This is a genomic window from Streptomyces sp. NPDC056452, assembly GCF_042796085.1.
In the GTDB taxonomy this organism is placed as follows: Bacteria; Actinomycetota; Actinomycetes; order Streptomycetales; family Streptomycetaceae; genus Streptomyces.
In genome coordinates, this window is the sequence record NZ_JBHTRI010000043.1 from 1 (window position 1) to 20752 (window position 20752).

Genomic DNA, 20752 nt, shown 5'->3' on the forward strand with positions numbered 1-20752 from the left:
GCAGCACGCCGCCCGCGGCGGCCCCGCCCGCGCCCTCCGTGGCCGGGCCGTCCGCCTCCCCGGCCGGGCCGGGGGCCGCCCGGACGAGCGAACCGCCGAAGGTGCCCGCCGAAGGGATCACCCCGGCCACCGGCTCGTTCACCAAGAAGCAGAAGGAGTACCTGACCGACCGTGTCCCCAAGGGGATGGACCCGGCCGCGGTGCTCCAGACCGGTCAGGAGACCTGCGACAGGCTCCGCTACCTGGTCAAGGCCGACCGGGACATCGCCGTCGGCGCGATCGTCACCGGCGAGGTCACCGACGCGAAGCCTGCCGTCGCCCATCTGTGCCCGCAGCACCAGGACCTGGTCGACGAGGCGGCGCTCGGCTACGCCGACGGCACGCACAAGGGCGCGAAGCTCCGGCCCGGCCGCTACCTGGCCGCCTCACCCACCAAGGACTGCAGCTGGCAGCTGACCGGGGCGAACGGCAAGGTGCTGGGCTCCGGTTCCTCGGACACCGGCGGGCGGGTGGAGATCACCGTCCCGGCGGCTGCCCGCACGTTCACCTCCACAGGCTGCTATGCCTGGCTGCCCGAAGGAGACAAGAGTTGAGCAAGCTGCCCATCGCCGTGGCGATCCCCACGAAGAACGAGGGCCTGAACATCGCCGAGGCGGTGAAGTCGGTGCTCGGCCACTTCGAGGCGGTCGTCGTCGTGGACTCCCACAGCACGGACGACACGGCGAAGATAGCCGAGGAGTGCGGGGCCGAGGTGGTCGCGTACACCTGGGACGGGGGCCATCCGCGCAAGAAGCAGTGGTGTCTGGACAACGTCCGCACCGATCTGGACTGGATCCTGGTGCTGGACGGCGACGAACGGCTCAGCCCCGGTCTGCTGGCGGAGCTGCGGCAGATATTCGCCGACCCCGACGCTCCGAAGCCGGCCGCGTACGACATACCGCTGGGGTACTGGTTCTCCGGGAAACGGCTGCGCCACGGCTACACGATCCGCAAGCGATCGCTGACCGACCGCACCCGCTGCCACTACCCGGAGGTCGGAGACCTGGACGCGCCGGGGATCGGGGAGGTCGAGGGCCACTACCAGCCGGTCGCGGAGACCGCGGGTTCGCTGCGCCATCCCATCGAGCACCAGGACCTGGACCCCGTCACCGCGTGGTTCGAGCGGCACAACCGCTACTCGGACTGGGAGGCGTGGCTGGAGCACCACCCCGATGTCAAGGAACAGGTACGGAAGGTGAAGTCCCGTCAGGGCCAGCTCTTCCACAAGGCGCCGTTCAAGCCGCTGGTCTCCTTCGCCTACATGTACGTCTACCGGCGGGGGTTCCTGGACGGGCGGGCCGGGCTGGACTTCGCCCTGGCCATGAGTTTCTACCGCTGGCAGATCGCTCTCAAGTCCCGCGAGGCACCTGTACGTTGACGGGCCGAGCCCTCACCCTCGCCTCCGGCGGACCACGTCCTCGTAGGTCTGCCGGAGGGTGGCGGTGACGGCCTCGATGGTGAACTGGTCGTTGACCAGCTGCCAGGCGGCCTTGCCCGCCTGCTCGGCGGCCTCCGGCTCCAGCAGCTCCAGGATCGCGTCGGCGACCTTACGGGCGTTGGCCGCGTCCTCTCCGACCCGGCTGTCGATGACCCGGCCCGCACCGGCCCCCGACACATCGGGGCCCTGCCCGCAGGTGCGGGTGATGACGACCGGGGTGCCGACCGACATCGCCTCCAGGACCGAGACCGGGAACGGCTCCTCGATCGCCGGCAGCACATACACATCGGCCTCGCGCCCGGCGGCGAGGACCGCGTCGTGCTCCAGCGGGCCCACATGGTCGAGGGAGTCCGTGACGCCCAGCTTCCGGGCGAGGGCGAGGGTGCCGGCCAGCGCGCCGGTGTCCGGGCCCGCCAGCACGAAGCGGGCGTCCGGGTGGTGGGCGAGGACGTGCGGCATCGCGGCGATGAAGTCCTCGGGCCGCTTGCGCTCCTGGATGCGGGCGAGGTACAGCACGGTCGGCGGGCGGCCGGGTTCGCGGGCGGGCTTGCGCTCCTGCGGGCGGACACCGTTGACCAGCCGTACGGTACGGGTGAGCGGTACGGGAGCTGCGACGGCGTTCACGTCGACCCGCTCCATCTCGGTGAGGTGCAGGACCGCGTCGGCCTCGCGCAGCACCTTGCGGACGCCCAGGACGTCGGTGAGCTGGGCGACCTTCTTCTCGGTGGGGTCGATCATGCCGTGGGTCTGGACGACCAGGGGTGTGCGGGTCGCGAGCGCGAGGAGGGCCGCCGGCAGGGTCACCAGGTCCCGCATCAGATGGACGTGGACGAGGTCGGCGCCGCGCATCATGCGGCGTGCGGTGCGCAGCAGCGCGGCGGAGGTGATGCCACTGACCTCGAACATCGGGAGCAGGTGCCGTGCCTGGAAGAGGTGGACGGGAACTCCTTCCACGTGGCTGGGCAGTTCACCGTCGGGGAAGCCGTCGCCGAGGGCCATGACGCGTGCGTCGTCGCCGTTCGCCCGCTGGACCTTGGAGAGGTTGAACGCCACCCGGGTCGGTCCGCCGAAGGCATGGTCCGGAGTGTGGAGCGTGACAACGTGCAGGATTTTCACCAGAGTTCCCCTCAACTGCGGCCAATACTTCACAGACTAGTCATCGCGTCCCCACACGTGGGCTGATTCGTTAGAGTGTTCAGCGGTTCACTGATCCCGGGGGGGCGCATGACGTCGGTGCACACATCGACGCAGGATCAGGTCGGCCGCGGGGTCGCACGTCCGGAGTGGGCGCGGGGCCGGGGCGGCGTCCCGGAGCCGCCCGAGCAGCCGATCGCCTGGTCGATGCTGTCGCGGGCCCTGTCCGTGCCGCTCATCCTCGGCCTGGTGTGCTTCCTGCCCGCGGTGATCGCAGCCCAGCCCGGCAGCGGTGTCCGGGACACCGCGTACTGGCTCCAGTTGGTGCTGACCTGCTATGCGGGGGCCCGGCTGGCGACGATGATCCTCTCCACCCGGCGGCGGCTGCTCCAGGGCGTCTTCTGGATGTTCGTGTACATCGCGATGGGCGTGGCGCCGTTCGCCCAGGTGGTGATCGGGCAGACACCGACGCCGATGGTGGGACCGCGCCAGGACCTGGTCACGGCCATCGCGATGGTCCTGGTGGGATGTGCCGCCTTCGACCTGGGTGCGCTGCTGGCCTCGCGGCGCCCGCTGCGGCGCCGTACGCCCTCCACGCGGAGCCCGGGCGGAGGACCGGCCGTGGCGCATCCGCTGCGACTGCGACTGCTGGTGCTGCTGGCGTTCGCGGCGAGCGCGTTCTACGTGCTGAAGCTGGGCGGGCCCTCGGTCTTCTTCTCCAGCCGGCAGGAGATCAACGAGACCGTCGCGGCGAGCGGGGTGGTCTCGGAAGGGTCCAATGTCGGCTCGGCGTTCGTCAAGGGCTTCGGCCAGGTCCCGGCGCTGCTGGCGCTGCTCTTCTACACCCGCCGTCTGGCAACCTCCTACCGGGCCCGGCGCACCCCGTCGACGGTGCTGGTGTGGGTGGCGCTGGTGGCGCTGAACCTCGTGGTGAACAACCCGGTCTCCAACGCCCGTTACTGGTTCCTGACAGTGCTGATGGCCTTCGTGTTCACCGCCTTCCCGAGCAGCGCGGCGATCTACCGCATCGTGCTGGCGACGGGGGTGGTGGGGGCACTGGTGGTGTTCCCGTACGCCGACAAGTTCCGGTACGACGACGAAGGGCAGCGGCCCGCGCAGTCGGCCTCGGTCTTCGAGCCGCTGGTGACCAAGGACTACGACCAGATGGTGATGTTCGCCAACAGCATCTCGTGGGTCGACACCCGGGGCCACACCTACGGCCGCCAACTGACGGGCTCCGCCCTGTTCTTCGTGCCGCGCGCGGTGTGGAGCGGGAAGCCGGAGGACACCGGGGTCCGGGTCGGGCAGTGGATGGGTCTGCGGATGACCAACCTCTCGGCCCCGCTGTGGACCGAGTTCTGGGTCGACTTCGGCGCGTCCGGGGTGATCGGCGGTCTCGCGCTGATCGGCTACGCGGTGGCGCGCACCGACCGCCGGTACGCGCTGGCCGTCACCCGGGCGGGACCGGGCCCCGGGAGTGTGCTGGCCATCGCCGCGCCCCTGATCGCCGGATACACCTTCATCCTGCTGCGCGGCCCGCTCCTGCAGGCGGCGGGGAAGCTGGCCATCGCCGCGCTGTGTCTGCTGCTGATCAGCACGTTCAAGGAGCAGAGGGCAGGGCGCCGGCGGTGACGGCCACGTCGGGCGCCGGCTTCCTGCGTCGGATCCGGGCCACCCGGATCCAGGTGGCGGCGGCCTTGCAGAGCGACCCGAGGCACAGCCCCCAGGCGGCCCCCGGGACGCCCCCGAAGGCGTAGCCCCCCGCCATGAACGCCACGGCGGTGAGCGAGAAGACCACCTGGATGCTCAGCGTCGTACGCGGGTCGAGCATGCGCAGGGCGAGCAGTCCGCAGGTGCCCACGGCCATCGCCGCGTACTGGCTGCCGGTCGCCGGGAGGAGGGCGGCGGCCGTCGGCCAGGTGTCGCCGAGCAGCTCACGCCCCGCCTCGTCGGGGAGCAGGGCCAGGGCGGTGGCCCAGAGGGCGGCGGTGGCGGCGAGGACGGCCGCGAGTCCCGCGGTGGCCCGCACCCGGCGCCTCTCGTCGCCGACGCGGCCGAGCAGCGGGGGGCCGAAGGAGGTGGCGGAGGTGAACAGCACGTTGAGCGGCCCGAACAGGGTCGTCGCCCCGCGCAGCGCGCCGACCAGCAGCGGGTTGCCGACGGCACCGAGACCGAGGACGGAGAGCTGGCTGGTCGCGTTGCCGACACCGAACTCGACGACGAAGCGCTTCCCGAGGTGGCCGCGCCCGAGCATCGGACGCAACCGCGTCACGGCCCCGGCGGTCCCGCGGTGCAGCAGCACGGCGGACAGCAGGAGGGCCGGCAGGGCGGACGTCCCCCAGACCACGATCAGCCGGGCGGGGCTCGCCCCGTACTCCTGGGCGGACAGGGCGCCCAGCGCACAGGCCAGCCTCACCACGTCCGCGCTCAGGGCGAGATGGGGCTGCTGAAGAGCGGAGAAGGCGTACCGCAGGGCGTCCTGGCCGAGCACGACCGGCAGGACGAGGCCGAGCATCGTCAGGGCGCGTGCGGTGTCCCCCGGGACGAGCAGGCAGACGGCGGCCAGCGGCGCCCCCAGTGCGGCGGAGGCGGCCACGGTGAACGCGACAGCCGAGCGGCAGGCCCCCCGGGTCTCCTCGCCGTCGCCGCGCCGCAGGACCAGGGGCTGTCCGCTGTACGCCCCGGAGACGCCCAGCAGCACCGTGAAGACGAGGTAGACCGCGGAGAAGCGCGCGAAGTCGGCCACGGTGGAGAGCCGGGCGGCGGCCACGAGCACCAGGATGTTGGTGAGCGCGGCCACGCCCTGGTCCGCGACCGAGCAGAGGATCGCGGTACGGGCTCTCACCGGCGCGCCCCCGGCAGGGTGAAGGAGCGCAGGCCCATCGTCTCGGCGGGGTCCCCGGTGACCTCCGGAGCGTCCTCGTCGACGGCCGGGCCCTCGGGCCCCCCGCCGCTGTGGCGCCGGGCCGACTTGGGCCGGCGTTCCGCGCGGCGCAGCCGGCCGCGGCCGGGGTGGAGCAGGGCCCCGAGCACCTGGCCGCCGGAGGCCCCGATGATCTCGCGGATGCGCTCCAGGTCGCTGCGGTGCACCTCACGCGGGTCGCAGACGATCATGACGCCCTCGACCCGGTCCACGAGAGCGACGGCGTCGGCGTAGGAGAGCACCGGCGGGGCCAGGACGATGACGACGGCGCCGGGGCGGTCGGCCTCGGCGACGATGCGCCCGACGGACGCGGAGGTCAGGGCGCGCGGCACGTTGTCCGCGGTGGCCCCGGCCACCAGGGCGAAGGCGCCGGAGCCGGGGACGTCCACGTTGGACCTGCCGCCCGCGGGCCAGCTGCGGTCCCCCTCGTCGGCGACCCAGCGCGGCGGCCGCACCTCGTGGGCCGCCGGTCCCAGGTCCCGGGCCAGCGACGGGGTGCGCAGATCGGCCTCGACGAGCAGGACGTCACGGCCCATCTCGGCGAAGGCGGCGGCCAGGTTGACCGCAGCGGCGGCGGCCGCGGCGTTGTCCCCGCGCGGCGCGGTGACCAGGAGCCGGCGCCGCTCCGCGAAGGACGGGTCGTAGGCGAGCCGGAAGGCGACCGCGCGGTACTCCTCGGCCAGCCGCGAACCGCTGCGCCCGATCGCGAGCAGGGTGCCCGCGGCGGCGCGCTCCCTGGGCAGGGTGCCGAGCAGCGGGGCCCCGAGGGAGCGCACGAGCTCGCGCGGGGAGCGTACGGCGGGGTCGAAGACGAGCCGCACCCAGGACAGCAGCAGCCCGAGGGCGAGACCGACGACAGCGCCGAGCCCCAGGAGCAGCGGCAGACCCGCTCCGGCCGGCTCGGTGGGGGCGACGGGCTTCTTGTTGAGGTAGCCGGGGGTGGTGTCGAGCGCCTTGAGTTCGGAGATCTTCCGGCTCAGCTCGGAGATGGAGACGATGATGTTGGCGCGGGCGCTGCTGACGTCGTCGGCGTCGGCCCCGGTCCGCTCCTCCAGGAGGTCGCGCTTCTCCTCCAGTGGTTCGAGCTGGGCGCGGTAGCCGTTCGCCATGTTGTCGATGCTCTCCTGGGTACGCGCCTTGCGGTGCGCCAGGTAGGCATTGCCCAGGGCTTCGGCGCGGGAGCGGGCCTGCTCGGGAGTGGCCCCGGTGTAGGAGAAGCGGAGGGTGAGCGTGTTGGGCGGGTTGGTGACCTGGAGGCCGGTGAGCAGCTTCCTGGCCGTGACGTCGTCCCCCTTCTTCAGCAGGGTGCCGGCGGCCAGCTCGCCCACCGTGTCGCTGACCGCGGTCTGCCGCTCGGAACCGATGTTGATGCCCTTGTCCGCCGACGCACCTGTGGCAAAGGGGTCGGCTGTCGCGGAGCGCACCTGCACCTCCCCCGCGGCTGTGTACGTGTCCTCGCCGCTGAGCGCGAGGAACCCGCCGCCCAGGAGCCCGACGACGACACCGCCGGCGAGCAGGACCCGGTAGCGCAGGAGCTGGCGGAACTGGTCGCGCAGCAGCGCCGGTTCGTCCTGGTCCTCCAGGGCGCGGATCGGATGCGTCATCGGCTTGGCCTCCTTGGTGCGTCCCCGAGGACCTCGGTGAGCAGCGCGTCGAAGCGTGCGAGGCCCGCTTCCCTGCTCAGGTGCTGTGCGACGTAGTGCGGACCGTGCGCGCCGAGCGCTTCCGCGGCCTCCGGGTCGCCGGCGAGCTTGCGTACGGCGTCGAGGAGGGCGGCCGGGTCCTCGGGTGCCACGAGCACCCCGGCGCCCGAGCGGCGCACCTCGTCGGCGGTGCCGCCCTCGTCGGCCACGGAGGCGACGACGGGCCGCCCCGAGACGAAGTACGAGGTGAGTTTGGACGGCACGCTCATGTCGAGCACGGACGCACGCTGGGTCACCGCGAGGACGTCGGCGGCGGCGAGCACATCGGTGAAGTCGTCCGCTCCGGCCGGCGGCAGGAAGTCGATGTTCGGCAGGCCTCCGGCGCGTTCGCGCAGTCCCTCGCGCTGATTCCCGTCACCCATGAGCACGACACGGATGTCCGGGGCCAGCCGGGCCAGTTCGATCAGGACGTCGAGGCCCTGTTTGAGGCCCATGTTCCCGGAGTGCAGCAGCACCTGGGTCCCCTCGCGCCAGCCGAGGCGGGCCCTGGTGGCGGTCCTGTCGGCCGAAGGGCGCTCCACATGAGTCCAGTTGGGCACCACCCGGATACGCGCCGGGTCGACTCCGAGGGCGGAGACCCCGGGTACGAAGCTCTCGTGGATGACACCGACGACGGCGGCGTCCCGCAGCGCGTAGCGCTCGGCCGCCCCGGCGACGGCGGCCGCCCTGCCGCCGCCGCGAATGCCGCTCTGCGCCGCGGCGGCGCCCATCAGGTCCTGGACGACGGGTATGTGGGGGACGCCGTGGCGGCGCGCGATACGCGCCCCTATGACGCCGCCCGCGAGGCTCGGCATCTGGGAGATCACCGCGTCGGGGCGTCCCGGCGGCGGCGCGAGGGTCCCGTGGAGGAGCACGGACGCCTCGAACCACGCTCTGCGCAGGGCACTCTGACGCGGCGGCACATAGTGCCGTCTCCGGTGGACCGTCACGCCCTCCCGGCTCTCCTGCCCCCGCCACCTGCCGCGGTACTGCTCGTCGACGCGCCACGCGGGGTAGTGCGGCATCCCGGTCAGGACATCGGTGCGGGCACCGGACGCCGCCCAGTGTTCGGCGAGCTGGGTGGCGTACGGGCCGATACCCGTCAGCTCCGGCGCGTAGTTGGTGGAGACCACCAGTAGCCTGCGGTTTTCGAACGGTCTGTGGTGCTCATCAGCGGACATCGGACGATCGCCTTCCCCCCGGAACAGCCTCCCCTTGAGCTTATCCGTTCACGGGATGCACAAGTGTTCTTCACAGTAAGGTCGTTGAACCAGTTCCACCGTGGGGGGAGAGAACGGATGGTGCAGCACAGAGTCGGCTATGCGCCGGGGGTGTACGACCTGTTCCACGTCGGTCACCTCAACATCCTGCGGCATGCCCGCAGTCAGTGCGACTACCTGGTCGCCGGGGTCGTCTCGGACGAGATGGCCGCACTCGCCAAGGGCCACAAGCCGGTGATCCCGCTGACCGAGCGGCTGGAGATCGTCCGCAGCGTGCGTTACGTGGACGCGGCGTTCGTGGAGACCGTTCCGGACAAGGTCGAGACCTGGCAGCAGGTCCGGTTCGACGTCATCTTCAAGGGCGACGACTGGCGCGGCACGGAGAAGGGGAAGCGCCTGGAGCGCGACTTCGCCGAAGTCGGAGTGGAGGTCGTCTACTTCCCGTACACCGTGCACACGTCCAGCACCCAGCTGCGCCGCGCCCTCGACGTCCTCGTCAGCCGGCCCGGAGCGCTTTCAGCTCCCTGAACCACTTGACCAGGAACGCCACCAGGAACAGCGCGTGCACGGCGGCGAGTACGGCGTAACCGGCCCGGAAGACCACGGGTGCGCCGAGCAGCAGGAACACCAGGGCGAACACCCCGTAGTCCGCGGGAAGCAGCGCCACGGCCCGCACCCGGGACACCGGAGCCGTGGCGCCCGCGGCCGCCGGTACGGTGCGGGCGGCCGCCTTGCCCAGCTGTTCCCGCAGGAGACCCGCGCAGAAGGTCAGCACGGCGACGAACAGGAAGCCGAGCGGCAGCAGGAGCCAGGCGTCCGAGGGCAGTTCGGCGAAGCGGTAGAACGAGATCAGTACGGCGGCGTGGAGGAGGATCATCTTCGCGCAGTCCACGACATGGTCGAGCCACTCCCCGTCCGGGCCGCCCCGGCCGGTCAGCCGGGCGAGCTGCCCGTCGGCCGAGTCGAAGGCGAATCCGACGGCCAGGCCCGCGTACACGGCGATCCCGAGCCACCACGACGGCTCGGCGAGCGCCACCGCCGCAAGGGCGGTGAACGTGAAGGCCGCGCTAATCAGGGTGACTTGATTGGGTGTCAGTCCCGCTCGGTACGCACCTGCCGCCAGCAGGCGTCCGGCCGGCCGGTTCACGTACCGCGAGTAGAGCGAGACACCCTTGGACGACTTCTGTGCGCCGCGCAATTCGCGCAGCACCGTACCCGTGCTTTCCATACGCCCCCCAGCGTCCGGCCTGTTCCCCGCTGCATCATGGCACGCAGGAACCCCGGCTGCCCGGGATTCGTACCGGCGGCATGACCTGGCAGGTAATCGACTCCCCCGGCCGCCCCGGGACAAGCTGCTCCTGCCGCTCCGGACCACGGATCGGCAGCCTCAGCACCTGGGAAGGGACTCACCGTGACCGTTCACGAGGACGCCGTCCGGCGCTACTTCGCCGCCTGGAACGCCGGCAGCGCCGAGGAGCTCGAGAAGGCGGTGTCCGCCGCCTTCACCGAGGACGCCACCTACACCGACCCGCTGGCCGACGTGCGCGGCCACGACGGGCTGACCGCGGCGATCAGTGGCGCACAGACACAGTTCCCGGGCTTCGACTTCGTACCCACCGGGACGCCGGACGCCCACCACGGCCTGGTCCGCTTCACCTGGGACCTGGTCTCCCGGGCCGACGGCTCGGCGCCCGCCGCCGGCTTCGATGTGATCACCTTGGCCCAGGACGGCAGGATCAGCTCGGTCAGCGGCTTCCTGGACCGGCTTCCCGGGGCGTGAGAAGGAGTCACCCCTTTCCGGCTCCCGGCCCGGCGCCCGGATCCCGCTCGGTGAGCTGCTCGTCCAGTTCGTCGAAGAGCAGCTCACCGAGCTCGATCTGCCCGGTCCGGTACGCGGAACGAGCCACCAGGTGCGCCGCCACCGGTCCGGTCATCAGCTGGAAGAAGGCGATGAGGGCGAGCGTCGCCAGGTCCATGCCGCTGCGCAGCCGCAGGGCGACCCCGGCCAGCACCAGCAGCAGCCCGAGGGCCTGCGGCTTGGTCGCGGCGTGACTGCGCGACAGCACGTCGGGCAGCCTCAGCATGCCGATCACACCGAGCAGGCAGATCACCGCGCCGATGAACACCAGGGCCGCACCGGCCGTGTCGGTGATCTGCAGCCAGATGCTCATTCCTGCTCCTCCTTGCCCGGGGGCGTCCGGCGGGACAGCGGCCGGTCGCGCACGGCGATGAAGCGGGCGATGCCCACGGATCCGGTGAAGCCGAGGAACGCGAGCACCAGCATGATCGGGAAGTAGAACGGGTCCCGGGCCAGCGCCGACTTGGCGCCGAGGCCCGCGATGATCAGGGCCGCGCAGACGTCGAGGGCGATCGCCCGGTCCAGCATGGACGGGCCGCGCCGGATCCGTACGAGCAGCAGCGCCCCCGCGACGACGAGGACCACCACGGAGGCGGTCAGCAGCACGCGGTCGACGGTCTCGACTTCGTTCATGACCCGTCCCTCCCGCCGTCGGGCTGTGTGGTTGCGGGCGGCGGCTGCGCGACCCTCGCGATCTCGTCGCGGGTGCCGAAGGCCCGTACCGTCAGCTCCTCCAGACGCCAGACGGAGCGCCTTGCCGCGTCCAGCGCCGCGGGCAGGTCGGCGTCGAGCACATGCAGGAAGACCGTGGCGGTGTCCCTGCGCACCTCGACGATCGATCCGCCCGGCACGTTGGACATGGCGACCGCGGTGGCGGCGAGCATCAGGTCGCTGCGGCAGCGCAGCGGTACGGCGATGACGGCGGGCCGGTGCGGACGGCCGGCGAAGATCTGCCGGGTGACCTTCACGCCCGAGGTGTACATGTCGTAGAGCAGGTATCCGGCGAGCAGAAGGATCCCCCAGGGGTGCAGCCGCAGACCCAGGTCGACCCTCGGCAGGGGGAACGCCAGGCAGACGACCACCGCGACGATCACTCCGGTGACGACGTTGGCCCAGGTCAGGGTGGACCACAGCAGCACCCAGATGAGGGTGAGCCAGGCGACCAGCGGCAGATCGAGGACACGTCGGCGACGGCCGGCGAACTCGCAGCTGAAGGGCGGGAGTTCGGGGTTCCGGTAGGACAGGGTGATCAGGCGCTTCACGGGCCGAGCACCTCCTCGACGTAGGGGGTCCGTTCGACGAGTTCGTCGGCCGAGCGGTCGGTGTAGGCGGTGAGCGGACCGGCCAGCACGGTGAAGGCGAGACCGAGTGCGACCGCCCCCGCGGTCGCGGCGGTCATCGCTGCGGGCGGCCGGGTCGTCGTGATGACGGCCCGTCCCTGCAGACTCGCGGCAACGGCTTGCCCCGCCGGCCGCGGAGTGCCCCCGACCGGTTCGTCGCCGGTGCCGGGGATCCGGTCGGGTCCCGGGTCGACATCGTCGTCGTCGGTTTCGTCGGCGGACTCGAGAACGGTGCCGTAGGCGGTCTGACCCGGCGGTTCCTTGCGCCAGAAGGCCAGGTTCCAGACCTTGGCCATCACATACAGCGTGAGCAGGCTGGTCACCGTCGACCCGGCGACCAGGATCCAGGCCCAGACACTGCCTTCGGCGACACCGGCGCGCATCAGTCCGAGCTTGCCGATGAAGCCGGACAGCGGGGGGATCCCGGCGAGGTTCATGGCCGGCACGAAGAAGAGGACGGCGAGCAACGGCGCCGCCCTGGCCATTCCGCCGAGCCGGGTGAGTTCGTTCGTGCCGCCCCGGCGTTCGATGAGCCCCGCGACGAGGAAGAGCGTGGTCTGGACGGTGATGTGGTGGACGACGTAGAAGATCGCACCGCCGTAGGAATCGCGGGTGGCGAGGCCGATCCCGAAGACCATGTAGCCGATGTGGCTGATGAGGGTGAAGGAGAGCAGGCGCTTCAGGTCGGTCTGGGCGACCGCCCCGAGGATGCCCACGGCCATGGAGGCGAGCGCGGCGGCCATCAGGAGGTCGCCGAGCCGGTTCCCGGGGAAGAGCAGCGTCTCCGTGCGCAGCATGCAGTAGATGCCGACCTTGGTCAGCAGGCCGGCGAAGACGGCGGTGACGGGCGCGGGCGCGGTCGGGTAGGAGTCGGGGAGCCAGGCGGCGAGGGGGAACACCGCGGCCTTGATGGCGAAGACGGTGAGGAGCATCGCCTGGAGCAGCGTCTGGACGCCGAGCGGCAGTTCGGGCAGCCGGAGCGCCAGTTGGGCGAAGTTGGCGGTGCCGGCCGCCGCGTACGCCATGGCGATGGCGGTCAGGAACAGCATCGAGGAGAACAGCGAGATGATCACGTACGTGGAACCCGCCCTGATCCGCGGCCCGGTGCCGCCGAGGGTGAGCAGCACGAAGCTGGCGACCAGCATGATCTCGAAGCCGACGTAGAGGTTGACGAGGTCGCCCGCCAGGAAGGTGCACGACACCCCCGCCACGAGGATGAGGTAGGCGGGGTGGAAGACGGCGACCGGAGTCTCCTTGTCCCGGTCGGCCATGCCCTGGCCGAGCGAGTAGACGAGGACGGCCAGGGTGACGGCCGAGGAGACGGTCAGCATCAGCCCGGACAGCCGGTCGGCGACCAGGGTGACGCCGAGCGGCGGAGCGAAGTCGCCGAGGTGGACGGAGAGAGGTCCGTGGCGGTCGGCCGCGATCATCAGGGCGACGGAGAGGCCGAGGACGGAGGTGAGCACGGCGACGCTGATGAAGCGCTGGAAGTGGGCGAGCCGGGTGCCGAAGGCGAGGCTCAGTCCGGTGGCGCAGAGCGGCAGCAGCACGGGCAGCGGAACGAGCGCGTTCATCCGGCGGCTCCTCGGTCGGGGCCGGCGGACCCGGGACCGGCGTCGGGACCGGGACCCCCGGAATCGGGCCCTCCCGAAGCGGGACCGCCGGAATCGGGACCCCCGGAATCGGGGCCGGCGGGTTCGGGGTCGGTGCTCACGTAGTCCTCCGGATCGGCTCCCAGCACGTCGTGCCACAGATCGCCGGTGGCGTCCCTGCCCCGGGCCTGCAGCGCGCGGTCCGCGCGCAGCCGGGAGCGCAGCCGGTGGCGTTCCTCGCGGTAGCGGTCACGTTCCTCCGGCGTACGGCCGGCCTCCGCCCGGTACTCCTCGCGCAGCTCGGCCCACTCCCCCAGTACCTCGGCACGCAGCACGATGCGCCGGTCCTCCAGGTCGTCGTGGACCTCGTCCGTGCCGGTCAGCTGAAAGCTGCGGTACGCCATGGCCAGCAGGAACGCCGTCGTGGCGAGAGTGATGACGATGGCGGTGAGTGCGATGGCCTGGGGCAGCGGGTCGGTGACCTGTCGCAGCGGTACGCCGTAGAGCAGTGGAGCCTCGCCCGCCGAACCGGTCGCGGAGAGGACGAGGAGGTTGATGCCGTTGCCGGCGATGACCGCGCCGAGCAGGATGCGGGTTAGGGGCCGGGTCAGCATGAGGATGCCGCCGACCGCGCAGAGCACCACGGCGGTGGCGAGGAGCGAGACACTGACCGTCATCCCCGGCCCTCCGTCCCGGTATCCGGTACGGGGGCGAGTGCGCCCGCCGCCCGTTCGATCTGCCGGTCGACCTTCGCCCCCAGTGCCCGCACGATGTCCAGGACCACGCCCAGGACCAGGAGGTACACCCCGAAGTCGAAGGCGACGGGTGTGCCCAGGTGATAGTCGCCGATCACGGGCAGATGCCCGTGGTACGTCCAGGCGTGCAGCACGGTGCCCTCCGCGAGGCCGAACAGGCCGACCCCGGTGGAGAGGAACAGGCCGAGGCCGGTGAAGAGGCCGGGCTGCAGGGGCGCGGCCTCGGCGAGTTCGAACCTGCCGCCGGCCAGGTAGCGGGTGATGAAGGCGAGTCCCGCGACGAGTCCGGCGACGAATCCGCCGCCCGGCATGTTCTCCGCGCAGAACAGCAGGTACAGCGAGAGCACCAGGATCGGGTGGAAGAGCAGCCGCGCCACCACCTCGAAGACGACGGAACGGTGTTCCGGGGCCAGCGTCGAACCGGCGGCCAGCCAGCTGCGTTCGGGTGCCGTGTCGTCGCCCTGGGGCATCCCGGTCAGCCGTGGCGCGTTCAGCGACCAGGCCGTCCTGCCCTGCAACTCCTGTCTGGTGGGGGGTGCTTCGCTGCGGCGGTGCAGATAGATGAGGCTGGTCACCCCGATCGCAGCCGCTGCCAGTACGGCGGACTCCCCCATCGTGTCCCAGGCCCGCAGATCGACCAGGATGGTGGCCACGACGTCCTTGAGCCCGTGGTGGGCGACCTCCTCGACCATCGCGGCGCCCGCCGGCTCGGCGACGCGTGCGGCGCCGGACACCCACACGACCACGCCGAGAGTCGCCGCCGCGCCCAGCGCCACGGGAATGCGCACGGCCCGCCGCCAGGTGCTGACCGACTCCTGGAAGTGCACCGGCATCCGGCGCAGCACCAGCACGAACACGATCATCGACACGGTCTCGACGCAGAACTGGGTGAGCGCCAGATCGGGGGCGCCCTGGACGACGAAGAGCAGAGCGGCTCCGTACCCGGTCAGCCCCGCCAGCACCACGGCCTTCATCCGGCGGCTGACGGTCAGGCAGAACAGGGCGGCCGCGCAGGTCAGCACCGCCAGGGCGCCCTGGAGCGGCGTGTCCCACAGCCTGGGGGCCACGGCTCCCCGCCAGGGGCGGTCGGTGAACAGGACCGCGAGCTGCCCGGCCAGCATCACGAGCAGGGTGGTGGCCAGGTAGACGGAGAGCGAGCCGCGCTGGACGAAGCCCGTGATCTGCAGGGCGAGACGTTCCAGCCCGAGGAGCATGTGACCGAAGACGCTGTCGGCGGTCGGCCAGGCGATCCGCCGGGAGATCCGGGTGACGGCGGTGCGCCCCGCGAAGAGCACGGCGCCGCCCGCCCAGGTGAGGGCGGACAGGTACAGGACCGTCCCGAAGCCGTGCCAGAGCGCGAGGTGGTAGGGGTGGGCGGGGACCGGGAAGGCGTCGGCGTACGCGGCGAACAGCCGGTCCGTCCACCCGACGCCGGGGCCGAGGACCAGACCGGCCACGGCGAGCAGCGCGGGCGGGGCCAGGAAGGCGGCGCCGACGTGGCGTACGGGGGTGTCCGCGACGCCGGGCTTGCGCCAGAACGCGCCCCACACGAAGCGGAGGGTGTACGCGACGGTCAGCACCGACCCGACGACGGTGGCGGCCAGTACCCAGCGGTCCGCGGTGTCGCCGTGCAACAGCGCGGAGAAGGCGGCCTCCTTGGCGGCGAAGCCGAGGAACGGCGGCAGGGCGGCCATGGAGGCGGCGGCCAGCACGGCGACCGTGCAGACGTACGGGAGCGAGCGGCCGACCCCGGAGAGTCTGCGCAGATCACGGGTGCCCGTCGCACGGTCGACGACGCCGATGACGAGGAACAGCGCGGCCTTGAACAGGGCGTGGCCCAGGATCATCGCGACGGCGGCGAGTGCGGCGTCCCAGTTGCCTGCTCCGGCGAGGACGGTCAGGAAGCCGAGCTGGCTGACGGTGCCGTAGGCGAGGACGAGCTTCAGGTCGTTGAGGCGCAGTGCGCGCCAGCCGCCGAGCAGCATGGTCGCGGCGCCGAGTACGAGGACGACGGGCCGCCAGACGGGGACGTCGGCGAAGGCGGGGGCGAGCCGCGCCACCAGGTAGACACCGGCCTTGACCATGGCCGCCGCGTGCAGGTAGGCGCTGACGGGGGTGGGGGCGGCCATGGCGTTCGGCAGCCACAGGCTGAAGGGCCAGATCGCGGACTTCGACAGCGCCCCGCACAGGACCAGGACGACGGCCACCGAGACGGCGAGGGTCGTCTCCGGTGGATCGGCGACGATCGCGGAGATCCGGTACGTGCCGGCCGCCTGACCGAGGATCAGGAAGCCGACCAGCATGGCGAGGCCGCCGAGCGTGGTGACGGTGAGTGCCTGGAGTGCCGAGCGGCGGTTCTGTTTGCGCTCGCTGCTGTGGCCGATCAGCAGGTAGGAGAAGACCGTGGTCAGTTCCCAGAACACGTAGAGGGTGATCAGGTCGTCGGCGAGGACGAGGGCGAGCATGGCGCCGGCGAAGGCCAGCAGGTTCCCCGCGAAGGCGGCCAGTTGCGGGGTGTCGTCGGTGAAGTAGGAGGCGCAGTACAGCAGGACGAGCGTGCCCACTCCGGCGGCGAGCAGCACCATCAGCTCGGCGAGTGCGTCCAGGCGCAGATCGACGGAGACGCCGTAGGCGGGGATCCACTCCCAGGACCGGTCGACCGTCCGTCCGGCCGCCGCGGTGTCCCACTCGGTGGCCGCCCAGACCGTGGCGGCGGCGGGAGGCAGCGCGAGCACCACGAACGCGCGCCTGCCGAGACGGCGCACCAGCGGCCCCGCGCAGGCAGCCAGCACGAAGTGGCAGACGATGAGCGCGATCACAGGGTGGGGTCCGGAGCAAAGGGCACCAAATACAGATATATCCCTCGGCCGCATTCACCCGTCCGGCGCGCCGCACGGGCTCGGTCCCGCTCCCGGCCGCGCTCAGACGTGGTCGGCGCACACTCCGCTGTGGTCACAGAACGGCGTGTTCCCGGTCCGCCCGCAGCCACACAGCATCACCCGGGTCTCCTGCCTGGGGCCCTCCGGTGTGGCCACCTCCAGGTCCCCTCGCACATGGAGCACCCCGTCGCCGTGCAGGGAGACATGCGTCGGCACGTCGGGGACCTCGTCCGGCAGCCCGTCGGTGCGGTGGTACTGCAGGGCTCCGCTGGGGCAGCGCCCGATGACGTCCGCCACCTCGTCGGCCGGCGCGCCGTCGGGCATGATCCACGGCCTGCGCCCGGCCTGGAAGACGTCGGGCAGCCCGTGCACACATTCGGCGGCGTGCAGGCAGCGGTGCGCGTCGTAGCTCACGGTGATGCCTTCACCGTCGTACGACCTGGCCGCAGGGTGCGGAGGCGGTTCGCTGGTCACCGCTGGCCTTCCCGTCGCGTGCGTCGGGCTGTATACGGAATACCGACTACTCCAGCGTCACCCCGGAGCAGGCGCTCCGCTACCCGGCCGGTGGCGGCATCCCGAGACTTCGACGGACACAGGCAGGACCCTGTCGCGGTGCCGGTGTCTCAGTCCAGCACCGCGATGCCGTCCAGCTCGACCAGCGCCTGCTCGTCCCAGAGCCTGACCACCCCGATGACCGCCATGGCCGGGTACTCGCGCCCGGCCAGCCTGCGCCAGATCCTGCCGAGTTCGTGGGCGTGGGAGCGGTAGTCGGCGACATCGGTGGCGTACACGGTGACCCGGGCCAGGGCGGCCGGGGAGCCGCCCGCCGCGCGCAGAGCGGTGAGCAGATTGCCGAGCGCCGTCTCGAACTGCTCGGGGAGGGTGGCCCCGAGGACCTTTCCGTCTCCGTCGAGGGCGGTCTGGCCGGCCAGGAAGACCAGCCGGCCGCCGCTGACCGCGACGGCGTGCGAGAAACCGGTGGCCGGGGCGAGCTCGGTGGGGTTGATCCGGGTGAGCGGGTTCATGCGGGCGTCTCCTGTGTCGCGTACAGCTCCTTGGCGATGATGGTGCGCTGTACCTCGGTGGCGCCCTCGTAGATCCGGGGCGCGCGGACCTCCCGGTAGAGATGTTCGAGCAGATGGCCGCGGCGCAGCGCGCGTGCGCCGTGCAGCTGGACGGCCGCGTCGACGACGAACTGCGCGGTCTCGGTGGCGTACAGCTTCGCCATGGCGGCGCGTCCGGGGACTCCGGGTTCACCCGCGTCGTACGCCGCGGCGGCCGCGTACACCAGGAGCCGGGCGGCCTCGGTGCGGGTGGCCATTTCGGCGACCTGGTGGGAGACGGCCTGGAGGTCCTTGAGCGGTCCGCCGAACGCGGTGCGGTGCGCCGTGTGTTCCAGGGTGGCGTCCAGCGCGGCGCGCGCCATGCCGACGGCGAACGCGCCGACGCTCGGCCTGAAGAGGTTCAGGGTGTTCATGGCGACCCGGAAGCCCCGGCCGGGTTCGCCGAGGACATCGTCGTCCGTGACGGGTACGCCGTCGAAGTCGAGGGTGCCGATGGGGTGCGGGGAGAGCATGTCCAGGGCCGTCCCGGTGAGTCCGGGGCGGTCGGCGGGTACGAGGAACGCGGTGACGCCGCGGGCCCCTTCACCCTCCGCCGTACGGGCGAAGACGGTGTAGAAGTCTGCCTCCGGGGCGTTGGAGATCCAGCACTTCTCCCCCGCCAGCCGCCAGCCGTCCGCGGAGCGCCGGGCCTCGAGGGCGAGTGCCGCCGCGTCGGATCCGGCGCCCGGCTCGCTGAGCGCGAAAGCGGCCACGGCGCGGCCGGCACTCACCTCGGGGAGCCAGCGCTCGCGCTGGAGCGGGGTACCCGCCTGGACGACGGGATACGTGCCGAGGCCCTGGAGCGCCAGCGCGGTCTCCGCCTCGGTACAGCCGCGGGCCAGGGACTCGCGCAGCAGGCAGAGATCCAGCGCGCCGGATCCCAGCATCCGGCCGAGGAGCCCCAGCTCGCCGAGTGCGGCGACCAGCGGGCGGTTGACTCGGCCGGGGGTGCCCTTCTCCGCGAGTGGGCGCAGCTGTTCCCCCGAGAGGGTGTACAGCTCGTCGCACCATGCGGTTTGACCGGGATCGAGGGAGAATGCCGTCATACCGGCGCCTCTCTTGTCACGACTCTTCGCGGACCTATCGCGGACTGTTGACTGCCGTCACTCAAACGATACGCTCCAAGGGCGACAAGGGGGCGATGCTTCATGAAGCCGTCAGGTACCGCAAGTGCTCACTCCGACACGTTCGCGCGCGACCATCTCCCGCCCGCCGGACAGTGGCCCGAGCTGGTCTTCGACCTGCCGGAGCTGCTCTACCCCGACCGGCTGAACTGCGGGTACGAGCTGCTCGACCGGACGGCGGAGCGCTTCGGGGACGACCGCCCCGCCTTCCGCAGCCCGGACGGCGGAGTCTGGAGCTACGGGGAACTGCGGGACCGGGTGGACCGGATCGCCCATGTACTGACCGACGACCTGGGCGTCGTCCCCGGCAACCGGGTGCTGCTGCGCGGCCCCACCACCCCGTGGCTCGCCGCCTGCTGGCTCGCCGTGATGAAGGCGGGCGCGGTCGCCGTGACCGTACTGGCCCAGCAGCGGCCGACGGAGCTCGCCACGATCTGTCACCTCGCCCGGGTCGGTCATGCCCTGTGCGACATCAGGTCGGTCGACGACCTGATGAAGGCACAGGTACCGGGGCTGCGGGTCACGGCGTTCGGCGGAGGTGCCCCCGACGACCTGACGCGGCTGTCGGCGGCCCGGCCGGGGCCCTACCGGGCGGTGGACACCGCCGCCGACGACGTCGCCCTCATCGCGTTCACGTCGGGGACCACCGGACGGCCCAAGGGCTGCATGCACGTCCACCGCGATGTGCTGGCCATCGCCGACACCTTCGCCCACCACGTCCTGCGGCCCGGCCCGGACGACGTGTTCACCGGCAGCCCCCCTCTCGGCTTCACCTTCGGGCTCGGCGGTCTGGTGATCTTCCCGCTGCGGGCCGGGGCCTCGTCCCTCCTGCTGGAGCAGGCCGGCCCCAAGCAGCTCCTGCCCGCGCTCGCCGCCCACCGGGTCTCGGTGCTGTTCACCGCGCCGACCGCGTACCGCCTCATGCTCGACGAACTCGACGGCCATGACCTCTCCGCGCTGCGGCGCTGCGTCTCGGCCGGGGAGAACCTGCCCGCGGCCACCTGGCAGTCCTGGCACGAGCGGACGGGTCTGCGCATCATCAACGGCATCGGGGCCACCGAACTGCTGCACATCTTCATCTCCGCGGCCGACGAGGCGATCCGCCCCGGCACCACGGGCACACCCGTTCCCGGCTGGCAGGCGCGGGTGGTCGACGGCGACGGCGAGGAACTGCCCGACGGCGAACCCGGCCTGCTGGCGGTGCGCGGACCGGTCGGCTGCCGCTACCTCGCCGACGAGCGCCAGAGCCAGTACGTCCGCCACGGCTGGAACATCACCGGCGACACCTATGTCCGCGAGCCGGACGGCTACTTCCGCTACGTCGCCCGTGCCGACGACATGATCATCTCCTCCGGCTACAACATCGCCGGTCCCGAGGTCGAGGAAGCCCTCCTGCGCCACCCCGACGTCGTGGAGGCGGCGGTGGTGGGCCGGGCGGACGAGCTGCGCGGTCAGATCGTGGCCGCGTACGTGGTGCTCCGCGAGGGTGCCGAGCAGTCGGCCGCCTCCCTGCGCGCCCATATGAAGTCGGAACTCGCGCCGCACAAGTGCCCTCGTGCCATCGAGTTCCTGCCCTCGCTCCCGCGGACCGCGACCGGCAAACTCCAGCGCTTCCTCCTGCGCACCTCCCCGGACCCGCACGGCCGAGTCGCTCTAGAGTGATCA

Annotated in this window: 20 protein-coding genes; 6 read left to right on the plus strand and 14 right to left on the minus strand. The window is 71.8% G+C overall.

Annotated elements, in window-relative coordinates; all coding sequences use genetic code 11:
- Together ACFQ6X_RS31560 and ACFQ6X_RS31565 are read left to right on the plus strand one after the other, a co-directional pair.
- A partial coding sequence (locus tag ACFQ6X_RS31560) for a hypothetical protein (RefSeq protein ID WP_383186522.1) occupies positions 1–593 on the plus strand: 593 nt, incomplete at its 5' end.
- Complete coding sequence (locus tag ACFQ6X_RS31565; protein WP_383186524.1) at positions 590–1417, plus strand: glycosyltransferase family 2 protein; 828 nt, start codon at positions 590–592, stop codon at positions 1415–1417. The genes ACFQ6X_RS31560 and ACFQ6X_RS31565, both read left to right, overlap by 4 nt.
- Positions 1418–1429: 12 nt before the next feature.
- On the opposite strand, the gene ACFQ6X_RS31570 is transcribed toward ACFQ6X_RS31565, so the two are convergent.
- Entirely contained in the window at positions 1430–2593 is a 1164-nt protein-coding gene (locus ACFQ6X_RS31570) for a glycosyltransferase (RefSeq protein WP_383186526.1), read from the minus strand.
- A gap of 108 nt (positions 2594–2701) precedes the next feature.
- Between ACFQ6X_RS31570 and ACFQ6X_RS31575 the strand changes: the two genes are divergently transcribed.
- On the plus strand, positions 2702–4243 hold the full coding sequence (locus tag ACFQ6X_RS31575; RefSeq protein WP_383186528.1) for a hypothetical protein: 1542 nt from the start codon (positions 2702–2704) through the stop codon (positions 4241–4243).
- On the opposite strand, the gene ACFQ6X_RS31580 is transcribed toward ACFQ6X_RS31575, so the two are convergent.
- The 3 genes from ACFQ6X_RS31580 to ACFQ6X_RS31590 are packed head-to-tail and all read right to left on the minus strand — an operon-like array spanning position 4212 to position 8397.
- A complete protein-coding gene (locus ACFQ6X_RS31580; RefSeq protein WP_383186530.1) occupies positions 4212–5456 on the minus strand; it encodes a hypothetical protein in 1245 nt (414 codons plus the stop codon). The two genes, ACFQ6X_RS31575 and ACFQ6X_RS31580, sit on opposite strands and share 32 nt — an antisense overlap.
- Complete coding sequence (locus ACFQ6X_RS31585; RefSeq protein ID WP_383186532.1) at positions 5453–7138, minus strand: lipopolysaccharide biosynthesis protein; 1686 nt, start codon at positions 7136–7138, stop codon at positions 5453–5455. The genes ACFQ6X_RS31580 and ACFQ6X_RS31585 overlap by 4 nt, the downstream gene beginning before the upstream one ends.
- Positions 7135–8397: a glycosyltransferase gene (locus tag ACFQ6X_RS31590; RefSeq protein ID WP_383186533.1), complete on the minus strand. Its 1263-nt coding sequence runs from the start codon at positions 8395–8397 to the stop codon at positions 7135–7137. The genes ACFQ6X_RS31585 and ACFQ6X_RS31590 overlap by 4 nt, the downstream gene beginning before the upstream one ends.
- A 117-nt stretch (positions 8398–8514) precedes the next feature.
- Here ACFQ6X_RS31590 and ACFQ6X_RS31595 point away from each other — a divergent pair, with 117 nt between their 5' ends.
- On the plus strand, positions 8515–8964 hold the full coding sequence (locus tag ACFQ6X_RS31595; RefSeq protein WP_329206491.1) for an adenylyltransferase/cytidyltransferase family protein: 450 nt from the start codon (positions 8515–8517) through the stop codon (positions 8962–8964).
- Here ACFQ6X_RS31595 and ACFQ6X_RS31600 read toward each other — a convergent pair.
- The gene (locus ACFQ6X_RS31600) at positions 8933–9664 is read right to left on the minus strand and encodes a CDP-alcohol phosphatidyltransferase family protein (protein ID WP_383186536.1); all 732 of its coding nucleotides are present in this window, start codon (positions 9662–9664) and stop codon (positions 8933–8935) included. The two genes, ACFQ6X_RS31595 and ACFQ6X_RS31600, sit on opposite strands and share 32 nt — an antisense overlap.
- Before the next feature lie 183 nt (positions 9665–9847).
- On the opposite strand from ACFQ6X_RS31600, the gene ACFQ6X_RS31605 reads away from it, so the two are divergent.
- Positions 9848–10216: a nuclear transport factor 2 family protein gene (locus ACFQ6X_RS31605; RefSeq protein ID WP_383186537.1), complete on the plus strand. Its 369-nt coding sequence runs from the start codon at positions 9848–9850 to the stop codon at positions 10214–10216.
- A 7-nt stretch (positions 10217–10223) separates the two neighbouring features.
- On the opposite strand, the gene mnhG is transcribed toward ACFQ6X_RS31605, so the two are convergent.
- From mnhG to ACFQ6X_RS31650, 9 genes are all read right to left on the minus strand, one after another.
- Positions 10224–10607: a monovalent cation/H(+) antiporter subunit G gene (gene mnhG / locus ACFQ6X_RS31610; RefSeq protein WP_383186539.1), complete on the minus strand. Its 384-nt coding sequence runs from the start codon at positions 10605–10607 to the stop codon at positions 10224–10226.
- A complete protein-coding gene (locus ACFQ6X_RS31615; protein WP_383186541.1) occupies positions 10604–10927 on the minus strand; it encodes a monovalent cation/H+ antiporter complex subunit F in 324 nt (107 codons plus the stop codon). Before ACFQ6X_RS31615 ends, mnhG begins: the two co-directional genes overlap by 4 nt.
- Positions 10924–11556, minus strand: coding sequence for a Na+/H+ antiporter subunit E (locus ACFQ6X_RS31620; protein WP_383186543.1), 633 nt, complete (start codon positions 11554–11556; stop codon positions 10924–10926). Before ACFQ6X_RS31620 ends, ACFQ6X_RS31615 begins: the two co-directional genes overlap by 4 nt.
- Positions 11553–13208, minus strand: a complete 1656-nt coding sequence (locus tag ACFQ6X_RS31625; RefSeq protein WP_383186545.1) for a Na+/H+ antiporter subunit D — start codon at positions 13206–13208, stop codon at positions 11553–11555. Before ACFQ6X_RS31625 ends, ACFQ6X_RS31620 begins: the two co-directional genes overlap by 4 nt.
- Entirely contained in the window at positions 13205–13903 is a 699-nt protein-coding gene (locus ACFQ6X_RS31630) for a Na(+)/H(+) antiporter subunit C (RefSeq protein ID WP_383186547.1), read from the minus strand. The genes ACFQ6X_RS31625 and ACFQ6X_RS31630 overlap by 4 nt, the downstream gene beginning before the upstream one ends.
- On the minus strand, positions 13900–16800 hold the full coding sequence (locus ACFQ6X_RS31635; RefSeq protein WP_383186549.1) for a Na+/H+ antiporter subunit A: 2901 nt from the start codon (positions 16798–16800) through the stop codon (positions 13900–13902). The genes ACFQ6X_RS31630 and ACFQ6X_RS31635 overlap by 4 nt, the downstream gene beginning before the upstream one ends.
- A 102-nt stretch (positions 16801–16902) precedes the next feature.
- Positions 16903–17334: a (4Fe-4S)-binding protein gene (locus ACFQ6X_RS31640; protein WP_383186551.1), complete on the minus strand. Its 432-nt coding sequence runs from the start codon at positions 17332–17334 to the stop codon at positions 16903–16905.
- Positions 17335–17483: 149 nt separating this feature from the next.
- Complete coding sequence (locus ACFQ6X_RS31645) at positions 17484–17885, minus strand: RidA family protein (RefSeq protein WP_383186553.1); 402 nt, start codon at positions 17883–17885, stop codon at positions 17484–17486.
- Entirely contained in the window at positions 17882–19009 is a 1128-nt protein-coding gene (locus ACFQ6X_RS31650; RefSeq protein ID WP_383186555.1) for an acyl-CoA dehydrogenase family protein, read from the minus strand. Before ACFQ6X_RS31650 ends, ACFQ6X_RS31645 begins: the two co-directional genes overlap by 4 nt.
- A 102-nt stretch (positions 19010–19111) precedes the next feature.
- On the opposite strand from ACFQ6X_RS31650, the gene ACFQ6X_RS31655 reads away from it, so the two are divergent.
- Positions 19112–20749, plus strand: coding sequence for an AMP-binding protein (locus ACFQ6X_RS31655; RefSeq protein ID WP_383186557.1), 1638 nt, complete (start codon positions 19112–19114; stop codon positions 20747–20749).
- Positions 20750–20752 lie beyond the last annotated feature (3 nt).

Excerpts from the sequence above, each read along its gene's own strand:
- ACFQ6X_RS31575 (WP_383186528.1), top strand. The coding sequence starts at position 2,702 with ATGACGTCGGTGCACACATCGACGCAGGATCAGGTCGGCCGCGGGGTC.
- ACFQ6X_RS31585 (WP_383186532.1), bottom strand. The coding sequence starts at position 7,138 with ATGACGCATCCGATCCGCGCCCTGGAGGACCAGGACGAACCGGCGCTG.
- ACFQ6X_RS31590 (WP_383186533.1), bottom strand. The coding sequence starts at position 8,397 with ATGTCCGCTGATGAGCACCACAGACCGTTCGAAAACCGCAGGCTACTG.
- ACFQ6X_RS31595 (WP_329206491.1), top strand. The coding sequence starts at position 8,515 with ATGGTGCAGCACAGAGTCGGCTATGCGCCGGGGGTGTACGACCTGTTC.
- ACFQ6X_RS31600 (WP_383186536.1), bottom strand. The coding sequence starts at position 9,664 with ATGGAAAGCACGGGTACGGTGCTGCGCGAATTGCGCGGCGCACAGAAG.
- mnhG (WP_383186539.1), bottom strand. The coding sequence starts at position 10,607 with ATGAGCATCTGGCTGCAGATCACCGACACGGCCGGTGCGGCCCTGGTG.
- ACFQ6X_RS31615 (WP_383186541.1), bottom strand. The coding sequence starts at position 10,927 with ATGAACGAAGTCGAGACCGTCGACCGCGTGCTGCTGACCGCCTCCGTG.
- ACFQ6X_RS31625 (WP_383186545.1), bottom strand. The coding sequence starts at position 13,208 with ATGAACGCGCTCGTTCCGCTGCCCGTGCTGCTGCCGCTCTGCGCCACC.
- ACFQ6X_RS31630 (WP_383186547.1), bottom strand. The coding sequence starts at position 13,903 with ATGACGGTCAGTGTCTCGCTCCTCGCCACCGCCGTGGTGCTCTGCGCG.
- ACFQ6X_RS31645 (WP_383186553.1), bottom strand. The coding sequence starts at position 17,885 with ATGAACCCGCTCACCCGGATCAACCCCACCGAGCTCGCCCCGGCCACC.
- ACFQ6X_RS31650 (WP_383186555.1), bottom strand. The coding sequence starts at position 19,009 with ATGACGGCATTCTCCCTCGATCCCGGTCAAACCGCATGGTGCGACGAG.
- ACFQ6X_RS31655 (WP_383186557.1), top strand. The coding sequence starts at position 19,112 with ATGAAGCCGTCAGGTACCGCAAGTGCTCACTCCGACACGTTCGCGCGC.